The sequence below is a fragment of the Marinovum sp. genome (assembly GCF_034669705.1).
Lineage (GTDB): Bacteria > Pseudomonadota > Alphaproteobacteria > Rhodobacterales > Rhodobacteraceae > Marinovum.
The window spans coordinates 1-13,985 of the sequence record NZ_JAXMOR010000015.1 but is presented as its reverse complement, the minus strand read 5'-3'; the positions used below and the strand labels follow the sequence as shown (position 1 = coordinate 13,985).

Sequence of the window (13,985 nt, the reverse complement as noted above, 5' to 3'; positions counted from 1 at the left end):
CAAACGCAACGCGGCGCCGGAACCCCGGCGCCGCGTCGTTAGTCCCGCAATCAGCCTCAGCCGATGGTCGCGCCATCCTCGCGCCACACGGCCACCACGGAGGACCGCGGCGCACCCTCGCCATCGGGCCATGCGCCACCCGGGTGCTGCACGCCGACAAAGGCCACCGTCTTGTCGAGCGAGAAGCACAGGCCGGTCACCTCGGCCCCGTTCGGCACCGTCATGAAGCGCGCGATCTCGCCGGTCTCGGGGTTGCCCACCAGCATCTGGTTGTTGCCCATGCCCTCGAAATCGCCCTCGTTGTCGTCATCGCCGTCGGTCTGGATCCAGAGCATCCCGTCCGAGGAGAAGACCATGCCGTCGGGCGAGTTGAACATGTTGCCCTCGGTCACATTCTCGGAGCCGGCATAGGCGTTGTCATAGACCGCCGGGTTGCCGGCCATGACATAGAGGTCCCAAGAGAACCCATCCGCCGCGTGATTGCCGCCCTCGGGGGTCCAGCGCGCGATCTGACCGTAGTTGTTGGTTTCGCGCGGGTTGGGCGCATTGACCGACATGTCGTCGCCACCGGCATTGCTGGCACCTTCGCCCCGGCGCGAGTTGTTGGTCAGCGCCACATAGGCCTCGGCCTTGAGCGGGTTGACCGCGACCCATTCGGGACGGTCCATGGTGGTCGCGCCGGCCGCCGAGGCCGCCATGCGGGTAAAGGCGAGGATCTCCGGCAGGTCCATGCCGGTGGTCTCGGGCGTCAGCGCCAGCCATTGGCCGGTCTGGTCGTCGTTGAACTTCGCCACATAAAGCGTGCCGTCATCGAGCAGATCGCCGCCGTCCTGGCCCTCTTCCCAGGTGCCGTTCGAGACGTATTTGTAGAGGAACTCGCCGCGCTCGTCGTCGCCCATGTAGACCACGACCCGGCCGTCGGAGGCCTGCACCATCGCCGCGTTCTCATGCTTGAAGCGGCCCAGCGCGGTGCGCTTTTTCGGCGTCGAGGTCGGATCGGCCGGGTCGATCTCGGTGACGAAACCGTGGCGGTTCGGCTCGTTCGGCTCCTGGCTCAGGTCGTAGCGCGCGTCAAACTTCTCATAGGCATAGCGACCTTCGCCGCCGATGCCGTAGCGGGCATAGCCCTCGCCCACGGGCTCCGCCCCGGTGGCGCCGAAATAGCCGTTGAAGTTCTCTTCGCAGGTCAGATAGGTGCCCCAGAGCGTGCGGCCGGAGCCGCAGTTGTTCATCGTGCCCTTGACGGTGCGCCCCTCGGGATCGGCATTGGTCTTGACCAGCGCATGACCGGCCAGCGGGCCTTCGAGGGTCATCTCGGTTTCATGGGTGATGCGGCGGTTCAGCGGGCTGTCCTTGACCACTTGGTAGCCGTCCTCGCCACGGGTCACTTCCATCACCGTCACGCCCTGCAGGTTCTTCAGCAGGGTGACCTCATCGGCCGACTGCGGCACGCCCTCCGAGGCGGCGGGCAGGTTGATCTTGGGGTTGACGTATTCCGAGTTCACCGCGATCACCTCGCGGCCATCGACCTCGAAGAGCTCCATGCCGTCGGTGTTCTCGCCAAAGACCTTGTCGGACATCTCGACCGACACGCCGGTCTCGGGCGAATAGGCACCCTCGGCCTCGGACCAGAGCGCATCGCCCCAGCGCACCAGCACCTTGTGGGCATAGCCCTCGGGCACATGGATTTCGTGGTCGGTGGCAATCCCGATCGGGGTGAAGGCAAAGCCCGATGCGCCCTGCGCCCGCGCCGCGGTGGTCGAGGACATCAACCCGCTGCCAAAGACCGCGGCCCCCGAGCCAAAGGCCAGCGCCCCGCCAAGAAAGCCGCGGCGCGAGATCGCGCGGTCGACCACCTTGTCGAAGTCATTGCCCGCGGGGCGCGGATCGCGCTGTTCGTCGAAATCGTCCCAGGAAAGGTCGATGAGCGATTTGTCCACCATGTGAGTGTTCCTTGCTGTGTAATCTGGCTGAGTGACGCGCCGCCATCTGGCAGCACCGGTCCGCCCAGCGCCTAAGCCCGGATCGTAACGCTTTTGCGACCCCCTCATGACATTGCGGTTACGCCGCGATTTGCGCGCCGCTCCCCTGCTTCATCTTGCCAGATAAACCTCCGGGGGGCGGCCGCTGGCCGGGGGGCAGAGCCCCCGAATTCCACCACCTGCCAGACATGCAGACGCCGGCGGTGAGGGCTCCACCGCCGGCGTCGAATGCGCGCCTCAAATCCTGCGGATCAGCTCTCCGACAGCGCGACCTTCATGTCCTTGACCTGATAGATCACCTCGCCATCGGCCTCGACGATGCCGTCGGCCACGCCCATGGTGAGCCGGCGGGTCTGCAGTGCCTTGGTGAAATCCACCTTGTAGGTCAGCATCTTGCGGTCGGGCCGCACCATGCCGGTGAGCTTGACCTCGCCGACGCCCAGCGCATAGCCCCGGCCCTGCCAGCCGCGCCAGCCAAGGTTGAAGCCGGTCAGCTGCCAGAGCCCGTCAAGACCGAGGCAGCCCGGCATGATCGGGTTGCCGGGGAAGTGGCAGTCAAAGAACCACAGGTCCGGGGTGATGTCGAACTCGGCCACGACATGGCCCTTGCCGTGTGCGCCGCCATCGCCCGAGATCTCGGTGATCCGGTCCATCATCAGCATCGGCGGTTCCGGCAGCTGCGCATTGCCGGGGCCGAAAAGCTCGCCCCTTGCGCATTTCAGAAGGTCGTCTTTGTCAAAGCTGCTGGGATAATCGGCCATTCAGGCGCCTTTCTGGAAGGGTCATCAATTCTGCGCTCCGGTCTAGCATTCCCGCGGCAATCCATGCAAGGCCGCAGCCTTTTCAGCCGTTTGCCGGTGAAACAGTGCCCCGGCGCGACAGCTCGTCATTGAAAACCGCCGGCGAAGCCCCCTATATTGAATGCGAGCAAGCAAGCGAGGCACGATCATGACGTCCCCAGCACTGTCCCGCGGAGCCACCTGGCTCTCTGGCGCGGGTCTGCGTCCGACGCGGCAGCGGCTGACCCTGGCGCAGCTTCTGGTGGGCGACGGCAAGAACCGCCATGTCACCGCCGAGAGCCTGTTCACCAAGGTGCAGGAGGCCGGCGAAAGCGTGTCGCTGGCCACCGTCTACAACACCCTGCGCGCCTTCTGCGAGGCCGGGCTGATGCAGGAAGTCACTGTCGACGGCCAGAAAAGCTATTTCGACACCAACACCCATGACCACCCGCATTTCTACTGGGAGGACGACGGCCATCTGACCGACGCCCCGGCCGACCAGCTCAAGATCGTGGCGCTGCCCGATGCGCCGGAAGGCGCCGAGATCGCCAGCGTCGACGTGGTGATCAGGCTGCGCCGCAAGGAGCGCTGATCGCCCGCGCCCGGCAATTCCACAGACCGGCCGCAGTTCCGCCGCAATTCGCGCCAAAGATGTATCTGGGGCGCAACAAATTGCCAGAGGACAAAATGGCGAAACTCACATTCAAGAACACCGCATCCTGGCTTCTCATGGCCGCCATGATCGCACTCTTCATTACCGCGAGCTGGCATCTCTTTGCCGGGGTCGCGCAGCAGCGGGCCGAGGGCCTGATGGCCGGCGGATGCATGATGTTCGGCGCGGTCACCCTGGCGTGGTTGCGGCTCTGGCTGCACAACGCGCTGGAGGCAAACGGCGCCAGAATGCACACCCGCTGGGCCAGCGTGATGGACCCGAGAGCGATCTGAGCGACCACCGAACGCCGGGCGGGGATCACAGGCTGGTACCCGCGGCCGGGATCGAACCGGCACGGCCATAAGGCCTGGAGATTTTAAGTCTCCTGTGTCTACCATTCCACCACGCGGGCCAGCGGGGCCGACCATAAGCCCCCCGGACGCGGTGGAAAACCGCAAAATTCACCTAGAGATCGGTTTCCGCCTCCGCCGGCGGCAGCGCGTCCAGAAAGCGCCGCTCCGGCAGCCAGGGATTGAGCGCCAGCGCCGCCAGCAGATCGGCACGCGCCGCATCGCTCCGGCCCAGCGCCATCAGCGTCAGCCCCCGGCCGGTCAGCGCCCCCACATGCCGCGGGCTGAGCGCGAGCACCCGGTCGAGATCGATCAGCGCGGCCGCGTAGTCGCGCTGGATGAAGCGGATGAAGCCGCGCTGGTTGTAGCCCTCGGCATAATCCGGGCAATAGGCGATCAACCGTTCGAAATCCTGCAGCGCGCCAAGGAAATCCTGCGCCCCGCGCCGCCGCAGTCCGCGGTCGAGGATCTCCTGCGCCCGGGCATCCGGCGCATCGGCCCAGAGGTCCCACATCCGGTTCACCACCCGCTGCGCCGCGGCGGCACTGGGCGCCGCCTGCACCTCGTCGAACAGAACGTCCAGCCGCCCGCCATGGTCCGGTGCCGCCGGGCAGGTCTCGGCCCGGGCCGGGGGTGGCAGCAGCAGTGCCAGCGTGACCAGCCCCGCCGCGACAGGTGTCAACGTGAGGCGGGCGAAAGCGGGGACAAGGGCAAGGCGCGACATGCCTTAATGGTGACACGCCGGTGCCAGCGATCAAGTCACATCGCCGAGACCGCTCTCCTTGATCGCCTGCATCGCCACATAGGTCGATGTGTTCGAGACATGCGGCAGGGTCGAGATTTTCTCGGCCAACACCTTGCGATAGGCCCGCATGTCCGAGGTCCGCACCTTCATCAAGTAGTCGAAATTGCCGGCAATCAGGTGGCATTGCTCGATCTCGGGGATCTTGGCCACCGCCGCCGCAAAGCTTGCCAGCGCCGCCTCGCGGGTGTCCTCGAGCCGCACCTCGACAAAGGCCACGTGATCGAGCCCCAGCCGGATCGGGTCGAGCAGCGCCCGGTAGCCGCGGATCACCCCGGCCTCTTCCAGCCTTCTGAGCCGCGCCTGGGTGGGGGATTTCGACAGCCCGATGCGCTTGGCCAGGTCGGTGATGGAGATCCGGCCATCCTCGGCCAGGACGGTGACGATGGCGCGGTCAAAGCGGTCTAGTTCTATCTGGTCGAGTTGCACTGGAAACACCTGTAATTTCGATCGATATGACCTCTAGATAAGCCAACATCAGGCGAAAGGGCCAGTAAAATCGCGCTACATTGCGCAAACAGGATAACGAGGATTCGCATGACACATACCGATCTGGCAGCGCTGCGCGCCCGCATCGACGCGCTGACCTATGCCGATGAGGCCGCGACCGTGGCAGAGCTGGTCGAGACCGCCGCGCTCTCGCCCGAGGACCGGGCGCGCATCTCGGTCGCCGGCGCCGCGCTGGTGCGCCGCATCCGCGAGGGCTCCGACCCCGGGATGATGGAGGTCTTCCTCGCCGAATACGGCCTCTCGACCGACGAGGGCGTGGCGCTGATGTGCCTCGCCGAGGCGCTGCTGCGGGTGCCCGACCCCGAGACCATCGACGCGCTGATCGAGGACAAGATCGCTCCCTCGGACTGGGGCCGGCACATGGGCCATTCGACCTCGCCGCTGGTCAATGCCTCGACTTGGGCGCTGATGCTGACCGGGCGGGTGCTGCGCGAGGATGCCGAGCCCGGCCCGGTGGGCCACCTGCGCGCCGCCGTCAAACGGCTGGGAGAGCCGGTGATCCGCACCGCGGTCGGCCGCGCGATGAAGGAGATGGGCCGGCAGTTCGTGCTGGGCGAAGACATCCGCGCGGCAATGAAACGCGCCTCGGCGATGGAGCAGAAGGGCTATACCTACAGCTATGACATGCTGGGCGAGGCCGCGCGCACCGATGCCGACGCGATGCGCTATCACGCCGCCTATGGCCGCGCGATCGAGGCGATCAGCGCTGCCTGCCACTCAGACGACGTGCGCCGGAACCCCGGCATCTCGGTCAAGCTCTCGGCGCTGCATCCGCGCTATGAGGAGGCGCAGAAAGATCGCGTCGCCGCAGAGCTCTACCCCCGCCTGCGCGACCTGGCCCTGATGGCGCGCGCCCGCAAGATGGGGCTCAACATCGACGCCGAGGAGGCCGACCGCCTGTCGCTCTCGCTCGACCTGATCGAACGGTTGATGCGCGATCCGGGTCTTGGCGGCTGGGAGGGCCTGGGCGTGGTGGTTCAGGCTTTTGGCCAGCGCTGCGGCGCGGTGCTGGAGTACCTCCATGCGCTGGCGGAAGAGACCGACCGCCGGATCATGGTGCGGCTGGTCAAGGGCGCCTACTGGGACACCGAGATCAAGCTGGCGCAGGTCGAGGGGCTCGCGGGCTTCCCGGTCTTCACTTCGAAACCCGCCACCGACGTGAGCTATATCGCCAACGCCCGGCGGCTTTTGAACATGACCGACCGGATCTATCCGCAGTTTGCCACGCATAACGCACATACGGTGGCCGCGGTGCTCGACATGGCCAAAGACCGCGATGCCTTTGAATTCCAGCGGCTGCACGGCATGGGCGAGGCCATGCACGACATCGTGCTGAAGGCCGAGGGCACGCGCTGCCGGATCTACGCTCCCGTCGGCGCGCACAAGGACCTGCTGGCCTACCTGGTGCGGCGGCTGTTGGAAAACGGCGCCAACTCCTCCTTCGTCAACCAGATTGTCGATGAAGACGTGCCGCCAGAGGTCGTCGCCCGCGATCCCTTTGACGCGCTCGACGAGGCGCAGCCGCACCTGCCGCGCGGCCCGGAGCTGTTCCAGCCCGAGCGGGGGAACGCCCGCGGCTGGGACCTGTCGCACCGCCCGACGCTGGCAGAGATCGACGCGGCCCGCGCGCCTTTCGAGACGCACCAGTGGCAGGCCGCGCCTCTGCTGGCCGGCGCTGCTGCCCCGCAGGCGGCCGTCGCGGTGACCAACCCGGCGCAGCCTGCGGAAACCGTCGGCGCGGTGCGCTTTGCCAGCCCGGCAGATTGCGAGACCGCGCTGGCCGGGGCCCGACCCTGGGACGCCTCCCCAGAGGCGCGCGCCGCGATCCTCGAGAAGGCCGCCGATCTCTACGAGGCCAACTACGGCGAGATCTTCGCACTGGTCGCCCGCGAGGCCGGCAAGACCCTGCTCGACGCCGTCGCCGAACTGCGCGAGGCGGTGGATTTTCTGCGCTACTACGCCGCCAATGCGCCCTCGGACGCACCGGTCGGCACCTTCACCTGCATCAGCCCGTGGAACTTCCCGCTGGCGATTTTCACCGGACAGGTCTCGGCGGCCTTGGCGGCGGGCAATGCGGTGCTGGCGAAACCTGCCGAACAGACGCCGCTGATCGCCTGCCGCGCCGTTGAATTGCTGCACGAGGCCGGCGTGCCGCGCGAGGTGCTGCAATGGTTGCCCGGCGCCGGTGACACCGGCGCAGCGCTCACCTCAGACCCGCGCGTCGATGGCGTCGCCTTCACCGGCTCGACCGAGACCGCGATGAAGATCCGCCGCGCCATGGCCGACACCCTCGCCCCCGGCGCGCCGCTGATCGCCGAAACCGGCGGGCTGAACGCGATGATCGTCGATTCGACCGCCCTGCCGGAACAGGCGGTGCAGGCGATCATCGAGAGCGCCTTCCAATCCGCCGGCCAGCGCTGCTCGGCCCTGCGCTGCCTTTACGTGCAGCGCGACATTGCCGGTCCGTTCATCGAGATGCTGATGGGCGCGATGGAGGCGCTGCGGCCCGGCCGGCCCTGGCAGCTCTCGACCGACCTCGGCCCGGTGATCGACGCCGAGGCACAGGCCGGCATTGCCGACTACATCGCCAAGGCGACCTCCGAGGGCCGCATCATCAAGCAGATCGCGGTGCCGAAAGACGGTTATTTCATCCCCCCCACCCTGCTGCGGGTGAACGGTATCGAGGAAATGCAGCGCGAGATCTTCGGCCCCGTCCTGCACTTTGCCACCTTTGAGGCGGAACAGCTCGATCAGGTGATCGACACCATCAACGCCACCGGCTACGGGCTGACCTTCGGGCTGCACACCCGCATCGACGACCGGGTGCAGCATGTCTCGGAACGCATCCACGCCGGCAACATCTACGTCAACCGCAACCAGATCGGCGCCATCGTCGGCTCGCAACCCTTTGGCGGCGAGGGTCTGTCCGGCACCGGGCCCAAGGCCGGCGGACCGAACTACCTGGCGCGCTATTGCAGCCACCCGGCACCGCAGACCGAGGCCGAGGCCGAGGCCGGCGCCCAGGTCGACCCGCTGGCGTTGCAGGAGGCGCTCAAGGCCCGCGCCCTGCCGGAGGCCGACCCGCCACTGTCGCTGCCCGGGCCGACCGGCGAATCGAACCGGCTGACCGCCCTGCCCCGCCCGCCGCTGCTCTGCCTCGGGCCGGGCGACGCCGCGGCGCAGGCGCAAAAGGCCGCGGTCGAGGCGCTTGGCGGCACCGGCATCCGCGTCGGCGGCGCGCTGGAGCCCGAGGCGCTGACCACGCTTTCCCGCATCTCCGGCGCGCTCTGGTGGGGCGGGGCCGAGACCGGCCGCGCCTATGCCAGGGCGCTGGCCCGGCGCGACGGCCCGATCCTGCCGCTGATCACCGGCCTGCCGGACAAGGGCCACGTGGTGCACGAACGCCATGTCTGCGTCGACACCACGGCCTCTGGCGGCAATGCGGCCCTGCTCTCGGGAATGTCATGAGCCGCGGGTAATGCCTTGACCTTCGGGGGGAAAGTCCCAAGCTTCCCCCCATGTTCCCGATCCGCGATCACAACCCCTCCGGCCGCACGCCCTTCGTCACCTACGGGTTGATGGCGATCAATATCCTCGTCTTCCTGCATTACGTCGACATGGACGACCGGACGCTGTCGTTCTTCTACTGGGACTACGCGCTGATCCCGGCGCGGATCACCGCCGGCGAGGGTTACACCGGGCTGATCAGCTCGATGTTCCTGCATGGCGGCTTCATGCATATCGCCGGCAACATGCTGTTCCTGTTCATCTTTGGCGACAATATCGAGGACGAGATGGGCCACCTGCCCTATCTCGGATTCTATTTGGTCTGCGGGCTGGCGGCCTCGGCGCTGCAATGGGCCAGCGCGCCGCAATCCATGGTGCCGGTGGTCGGCGCCTCTGGCGCGATTGCCGGGGTGATGGGCGGTTACCTGCTGCTGTTTCCCAAGGCCAAGGTCGACATCCTGCTGATCTTCATCGTCTTTTTCAAGGTGATCCCACTGCCGGCCTGGATCATGTTGGGGCTCTGGTTTGGGTTGCAGCTGTTCGGCGGCTTCGGCACGCCGGGCGACTCGGGCGGCGTGGCCTACTGGGCCCATGCCGGCGGCTTCATCGCCGGGATCGTGCTCTGCCTGCCGCTCTGGATGCGCCTGGGCGGGCCGCGCTTCTGGTCGCAGACCCACGGCCATCCGCCGCATCCCGAGGCAAAATATACACTGTCGCGCAGCTCGATCCCACGGGCCGGCAAGCGCCGGCGCTGATCAGGTCACGGCGCGGGTGATCATCACCCCGGCCCAGGCGGCAAAGCCGGTGAGGAAGATGCCCCAGCTCAGATCGGTCAGCACCATCGGCCAGGACCAGCCCTTGAGCGTGGCGAGATTGGTGAACTCGTAGGTGCCATAGGCCAGCGCGCCCAGAAATGCCCCGCCCAGCGCCGCCTGCACCGGGGCGTTCTCGCGCAGCGCCGGCAGGCTGACGAACCACAACACCCCGACCACGTAAAACAGGTAGAACACCAGCGCCGGGACAAACCGGAAGCTGTCGACCAGCAGGTCGCCGATGTGGCGTTCGAAGACCGGCCGAATCAGAAACCGCAGCCCGAGAACATCGAGGCCGAGAAACACCACCGCCGTGGCGACATAGAGGATGAGTATCTGCATGCAGCGAAGATAGGCCGCGCCCGGGCGATGACCAGAGCGCTCAGCCGTTTCGCGCCGCCTCGAGCGCCTGCGGCAGCGCCGCGGCGAGCGCGTCGAGCATCTCGGGCGGGCCGGCGCTGATCCGGATGCAGCGGTCCTCCGGCGCCACGAAGGGCATGCGCACAAAGACCCCGCGCGCCACCAGCGCGCCCAGCACCCGGCGGGCGAAATCACCGTCACCGCCGCAATCAACCGCCACGAAATTCGTGGCCGAGGGTATGGGCACCAGCCCGTTGTCCCGCGCGATCGCCGCAATGCTCTCGCGCGCCGCCACCACCGCGCTCTGCACATGCGCCAGCCAGTCGTGGTCGCGCAGCGCCGCCAGCGCGCCGATCTGCGCCGAACGGTTCATGCCGAAATGATTGCGCACCTTCTCGTAGGCGGCGATTACATCGGACCGGCCAAGCGCATAGCCGACCCGCGCCCCGGCCATGCCATGTGCCTTGGAAAAGGTCCGGAACCGCAGCACCGCCGGGTCGGTCACATCCAGCGCCGGCACCGCGTCCGCCGGCGCAAACTCGACATAGGCCTCGTCGAGCACCAGAACGCAGCCCTCGGGCAACGCGGCGATCATCGCCTCGATCCTCTCGGCCGAAAGCCATGTGCCCATCGGGTTGTCGGGATTGGACAGGTAGACCAGCTTTGCACCCACCTCATGCGCCTTGGCGAGCAGCGCGTCCGGGTCCTCGTGATCGTCGCGATAGGGCACCTTGTGCAGGGTGCCGCCATAGCCCGCGACGTGGAAGTTGAAGGTCGGATAAGCACCGTCCGAGGTCACCACGTGATCGCCGGTTCCCACCATCAGCCGTACGGTGGAATCGAGCAGCCCGTCGATCCCGGCACCGACGACGATATTTTCCGGCGCCACCCCCAGGTCGTCAGCCAGCGCGTGGCGCAGCTCGAAACTGGTGCTGTCGGGGTATTTCCAGATCTCGCCGGCCGAGGCCTGCAACGCCGCCAGCGCTTGAGGAGACGGCCCGAAAACGCTCTCGTTCGCCCCCAGTCGCGCCGCGAAGGGCGCCCCGCGGTCGCGCTCCATCTGCTCGGGCCCGACAAAGGGCACGGTGGCCGGCAAGGCCTGAACGATCGGGGTGAAACGCGGACCTCTCATGCCTCAGACCTATCCCGAGCCTCCTGCCGGATGCAAGCCATCCGCCACTCCGCGCCAACCTCACCCCACCAGATACTCTCCCGCCCGCGGCTCTGCCAACGCCAGCGATCTCCCACCCCGCTCCTCCTTCATCTTGCCCACCAAACTCCCGCCGGAGGCTTCCTCGCCCGCACCACAGCCCGGCGCCGCGCATAAAAGGCGCTACTCACCCAAATCAAACCCTTTGCCCGGCGCGCAGGCACGGGCGACCCCGCACCCCGCTCCCCCTTCATCTTGCCAAATAAACTCCCGCCGGAGGCTCCCCAGCCAGCCAGTACCGCGACACCGGCGGCCCGCCCGCGACCGCGCCGCACCGCACAATCGCGCCACCCCGCCGCCGCCGTGCCATTCCCCGCTTGACCCTCACCGCCCCTTTCCCCACTTTCCGCGCGAAACAAGGAAAGCCGATGAGCAGAGCCACCCCGCGCACCCCCGCCCCGTTTGCGGCCTTCGAATGGATGATCGCCTGGCGCTACCTGCGCGCCAAGCGCGCCGAGGGCGGCGTCAGCACCATGACCTGGATCAGCCTGCTCGGCATCACGCTGGCGGTCTTTGCGCTGATCGCCACGCTGGCGGTGCGCTCGGGCTTTCGCGAGGAATTCGTCGACACCATCGTCGGCACCAATGCCCATGTCACCGTCTACTACCAGCAGGAGGTCAACGAGTTCGGCCAGATCGAGCGCAGCATCGCGGATTTCGCGGCGCTGCAGGCGCGGGTTTCGGCGCTCGCGTTCGTCACCCGGGCCGCGCCGCTGGTCAAGGGCCAGGTGATGGCCACCGCCAATGGCCGCAACTCCGGTGTCGAGGTCTTCGGCATCGCCGCCGATGACCTGGCCACCATCCCGCGCGTTGCCGATCCCGAGGCCAGCCAGGGCACGCTTGCGGGGTTCGGACCGGGGCTGGCCATCGGCTCCGGCGTGGCGCGCGAACTGGGGGTGACGGTGGGCGACCGGATCAGGCTGATCTCGCCCGACGGGGTCAAGACGCCCTTCGGCACCTCGCCGCGGGTGCAGGCCTACGAGGTGGGTTATGTCTTCACCGCCGGGCGCTACGACATCGACCGCACCCGCATCTACATGCCCTTTGCCGAGGCGCAGAGCTATTTCAACCGCGAAGGCGTGGCCGACGAGCTCGAGGTCATGGTCGACGATCCCGACGCGGTCGACCGCCACGCGCTGCCCTTGCTGGAGGCCGCGGGCGAGCGGGCGTTGGTCTGGACCTGGCGGGATGCCAGCGGGGCGTTCCTCAGGGCGCTGGAGATCGAGGACAACGTGATGTTCGTGATCCTCGCCATCCTGGTGCTGATCGCGGCGATGAACATCGTCTCGGGGCTGATCATGCTGGTCAAGAACAAGGGCCGCGACATCGGCATCCTGCGCACCATGGGGCTTTCCGAGGGTTCGGTGCTCAGGGTGTTCTTCATCTGCGGCGCCTTCACCGGGCTGATCGGCACGCTCATGGGCGTGATCCTCGGCAGCCTCTTCGCGATCTACATCGACGAGATCTTCTCGGTGGTGAACTACGTGGCCGGCGGCGGTGTCTGGGATCCGGAGATCCGCGGGCTCTACGCCGTGCCCGCCAAGCTCGAACTTGGCGATGTGCTCTCGGCAGTGGCCCTGTCGCTGGGGCTGTCCTTCGTGGTCACGATCTTTCCTGCCCGCCGCGCGGCGCGGCTCAACCCGGTGGAGGCGCTGCGCTATGAGTGATCCGGTGCTGGCCCTCGAAGGGGTCGAAAAGACCTACAACAAGGGCCGCGAGAACGCGGTCACGGTGCTCCGCGGCGTCGACCTGCGCCTTGCACCGGGCGAGGTGGTGGCCTTGGTGGCGCCCTCCGGGGCAGGCAAGTCGACGCTGCTGCATATCGCCGGGCTGCTGGACACGGCGGATGCCGGCTCGGTGCGGATCGGCGGCCAGGAGATGACCCGGCTCAGCGACCGCAAGCGCACCGCGGCGCGGCGGCGCGACGTGGGCTTCGTCTACCAGTTTCACCACCTGCTGCCGGAATTCAGCGCCGAGGAGAACGTCGTTCTGCCGCAGCTGGCCAACGGCGTGGCGCGCTCCGCCGCGCAGGCGCGCGCGGCAGAGCTGCTGGCCTCGGTCGGCCTGCAGGGCCGCGCCGATCACCGCCCCGGCGCGCTCTCGGGCGGCGAGCAGCAGCGGGTGGCCTTCTGCCGGGCGCTGGCCAACCAGCCGCGGCTCTTGCTGGCAGACGAGCCCACCGGCAACCTCGATCCGGCGACCTCCGACACGGTGTTCGACACGCTGATGGGGCTGGTGCGCGAAACCGGGCTCTCGGCGCTGATCGCCACCCACAATCTCGAGCTGGCGGCGCGGATGGACCGGCAGCTGCGGATGACCGACGGCCACCTCGCCCCGGCCTGACCCCGCGAGACCCCGCCCCGGCCGCCGCGCCGGGGCCTCCCGGCTCCGCCATGCCAAACGTCACATCGGTCGGGACAGCCGAGGGTCAGAGCGCAAAAGGCACGATCTCGTCCTGACGCTCACCGCGGGTTGCGCGCAGGAGGTCCCTGTCTAACCAGTTTTCTGTATAATGGAGGTGCGGACGGCATCCCGTGAGGTCCCTGGGCAAGAGCCCGTGTGCCGGATTGGGAGCCGTCCGCATTCTTGGTCGTCAGCCTGAACGGTTGATTGGGGCTGCGCAAACAGACCCCGTACAGACAGGGACAGGAGGCTATCATGCATCACTTCATCGTCGGAGTCGACGTCTCGAAACAGCGTCTGGATGTCTGCGGACCGGGCGGCGCGCCCCGCCAGATCGCCAACCAGCCGGCGCCCCTCGCGGCCTTCGCGCAGGACCTGGCGCAGCGCCGCGCCTTTGTCGTCTTCGAGGCCACCGGACGCTATTCCTGGCCGCTGCGCGATGCGCTTGAGGCCGCCGGCGTGGCCCATCACAGCGTCAATCCGGCGCGGGCGCGGCACTTTGCACGGGCCTGCGGGATCATCGGCAAGACCGACCGGGTGGACGCGCGGGTCCTGAGGGCGATGGGCGCGGCGCTGGACTTGCCTCCGAGCCTGCCGCCGGGCCCCGGACGGCGGCAG

The 13,985-nt window shown here is 67.7% G+C and carries 13 protein-coding genes and 1 tRNA gene; 7 read left to right on the top strand and 7 right to left on the bottom strand.

Annotated elements, in window-relative coordinates; genetic code table 11:
* Positions 1 to 56: 56 nt before the first annotated feature.
* The gene (locus VOI27_RS12005) at positions 57 to 1,943 is read right to left on the bottom strand and encodes a PhoX family phosphatase (protein WP_323765586.1); all 1,887 of its coding nucleotides are present in this window, start codon (positions 1,941 to 1,943) and stop codon (positions 57 to 59) included.
* A gap of 290 nt (positions 1,944 to 2,233) precedes the next feature.
* Positions 2,234 to 2,743, bottom strand: coding sequence for a bifunctional 3-hydroxydecanoyl-ACP dehydratase/trans-2-decenoyl-ACP isomerase (fabA, locus tag VOI27_RS12000; RefSeq protein WP_323765585.1), 510 nt, complete (start codon positions 2,741 to 2,743; stop codon positions 2,234 to 2,236).
* 187 nt (positions 2,744 to 2,930) lie between these two features.
* On the opposite strand from fabA, the gene irrA reads away from it, so the two are divergent.
* Both irrA and VOI27_RS11990 read left to right on the top strand, forming a co-directional pair.
* Positions 2,931 to 3,353 carry an iron response transcriptional regulator IrrA gene (irrA, locus tag VOI27_RS11995; protein WP_323765584.1) on the top strand — a complete coding sequence of 141 codons (423 nt, stop codon included), beginning with the start codon at positions 2,931 to 2,933 and terminating at the stop codon, positions 3,351 to 3,353.
* Between the two features lie 95 nt (positions 3,354 to 3,448).
* Positions 3,449 to 3,706 (top strand): hypothetical protein, encoded by a 258-nt coding sequence (locus VOI27_RS11990; RefSeq protein ID WP_323765583.1) that lies wholly within the window; start codon positions 3,449 to 3,451, stop codon positions 3,704 to 3,706.
* A gap of 33 nt (positions 3,707 to 3,739) precedes the next feature.
* Here the strand turns inward: VOI27_RS11990 and VOI27_RS11985 are convergent.
* From VOI27_RS11985 to VOI27_RS11975, 3 genes are all read right to left on the bottom strand, one after another.
* Positions 3,740 to 3,825: transfer RNA gene (locus tag VOI27_RS11985), tRNA-Leu, on the bottom strand.
* A gap of 53 nt (positions 3,826 to 3,878) precedes the next feature.
* On the bottom strand, positions 3,879 to 4,487 hold the full coding sequence (locus VOI27_RS11980; RefSeq protein WP_323765582.1) for a hypothetical protein: 609 nt from the start codon (positions 4,485 to 4,487) through the stop codon (positions 3,879 to 3,881).
* A gap of 30 nt (positions 4,488 to 4,517) precedes the next feature.
* Positions 4,518 to 4,994, bottom strand: coding sequence for an Lrp/AsnC family transcriptional regulator (locus VOI27_RS11975; RefSeq protein WP_323765581.1), 477 nt, complete (start codon positions 4,992 to 4,994; stop codon positions 4,518 to 4,520).
* Positions 4,995 to 5,102: 108 nt separating this feature from the next.
* On the opposite strand from VOI27_RS11975, the gene putA reads away from it, so the two are divergent.
* A complete protein-coding gene (gene putA / locus VOI27_RS11970) occupies positions 5,103 to 8,543 on the top strand; it encodes a bifunctional proline dehydrogenase/L-glutamate gamma-semialdehyde dehydrogenase PutA (RefSeq protein ID WP_323765580.1) in 3,441 nt (1,146 codons plus the stop codon).
* A 50-nt stretch (positions 8,544 to 8,593) separates the two neighbouring features.
* Positions 8,594 to 9,337, top strand: a complete 744-nt coding sequence (locus VOI27_RS11965) for a rhomboid family intramembrane serine protease (protein WP_323765579.1) — start codon at positions 8,594 to 8,596, stop codon at positions 9,335 to 9,337.
* Here the strand turns inward: VOI27_RS11965 and VOI27_RS11960 are convergent, their stop codons facing one another.
* Together VOI27_RS11960 and VOI27_RS11955 are read right to left on the bottom strand one after the other, a co-directional pair.
* Positions 9,338 to 9,736: a DUF2177 family protein gene (locus tag VOI27_RS11960; protein WP_323765578.1), complete on the bottom strand. Its 399-nt coding sequence runs from the start codon at positions 9,734 to 9,736 to the stop codon at positions 9,338 to 9,340.
* Between the two features lie 40 nt (positions 9,737 to 9,776).
* On the bottom strand, positions 9,777 to 10,886 hold the full coding sequence (locus tag VOI27_RS11955; protein ID WP_323765577.1) for a pyridoxal phosphate-dependent aminotransferase: 1,110 nt from the start codon (positions 10,884 to 10,886) through the stop codon (positions 9,777 to 9,779).
* A gap of 446 nt (positions 10,887 to 11,332) precedes the next feature.
* Between VOI27_RS11955 and VOI27_RS11950 the strand changes: the two genes are divergently transcribed.
* The 3 genes from VOI27_RS11950 to VOI27_RS11940 all read left to right on the top strand — a co-directional run.
* A complete protein-coding gene (locus VOI27_RS11950) occupies positions 11,333 to 12,631 on the top strand; it encodes a lipoprotein-releasing ABC transporter permease subunit (RefSeq protein WP_323765576.1) in 1,299 nt (432 codons plus the stop codon).
* Entirely contained in the window at positions 12,624 to 13,307 is a 684-nt protein-coding gene (locus VOI27_RS11945) for an ABC transporter ATP-binding protein (protein WP_323765575.1), read from the top strand. The genes VOI27_RS11950 and VOI27_RS11945 overlap by 8 nt, the downstream gene beginning before the upstream one ends.
* Before the next feature lie 315 nt (positions 13,308 to 13,622).
* Positions 13,623 to 13,985 (top strand): IS110 family transposase (locus VOI27_RS11940; RefSeq protein ID WP_323765574.1); only part of this gene is annotated, 363 nt, incomplete at its 3' end.

Excerpts from the sequence above, each read along its gene's own strand:
- VOI27_RS12005 (WP_323765586.1), bottom strand. The coding sequence starts at position 1,943 with ATGGTGGACAAATCGCTCATCGACCTTTCCTGGGACGATTTCGACGAA.
- fabA (WP_323765585.1), bottom strand. The coding sequence starts at position 2,743 with ATGGCCGATTATCCCAGCAGCTTTGACAAAGACGACCTTCTGAAATGC.
- irrA (WP_323765584.1), top strand. The coding sequence starts at position 2,931 with ATGACGTCCCCAGCACTGTCCCGCGGAGCCACCTGGCTCTCTGGCGCG.
- VOI27_RS11990 (WP_323765583.1), top strand. The coding sequence starts at position 3,449 with ATGGCGAAACTCACATTCAAGAACACCGCATCCTGGCTTCTCATGGCC.
- VOI27_RS11980 (WP_323765582.1), bottom strand. The coding sequence starts at position 4,487 with ATGTCGCGCCTTGCCCTTGTCCCCGCTTTCGCCCGCCTCACGTTGACA.
- putA (WP_323765580.1), top strand. The coding sequence starts at position 5,103 with ATGACACATACCGATCTGGCAGCGCTGCGCGCCCGCATCGACGCGCTG.
- VOI27_RS11965 (WP_323765579.1), top strand. The coding sequence starts at position 8,594 with ATGTTCCCGATCCGCGATCACAACCCCTCCGGCCGCACGCCCTTCGTC.
- VOI27_RS11960 (WP_323765578.1), bottom strand. The coding sequence starts at position 9,736 with ATGCAGATACTCATCCTCTATGTCGCCACGGCGGTGGTGTTTCTCGGC.
- VOI27_RS11955 (WP_323765577.1), bottom strand. The coding sequence starts at position 10,886 with ATGAGAGGTCCGCGTTTCACCCCGATCGTTCAGGCCTTGCCGGCCACC.
- VOI27_RS11950 (WP_323765576.1), top strand. The coding sequence starts at position 11,333 with ATGAGCAGAGCCACCCCGCGCACCCCCGCCCCGTTTGCGGCCTTCGAA.
- VOI27_RS11945 (WP_323765575.1), top strand. The coding sequence starts at position 12,624 with ATGAGTGATCCGGTGCTGGCCCTCGAAGGGGTCGAAAAGACCTACAAC.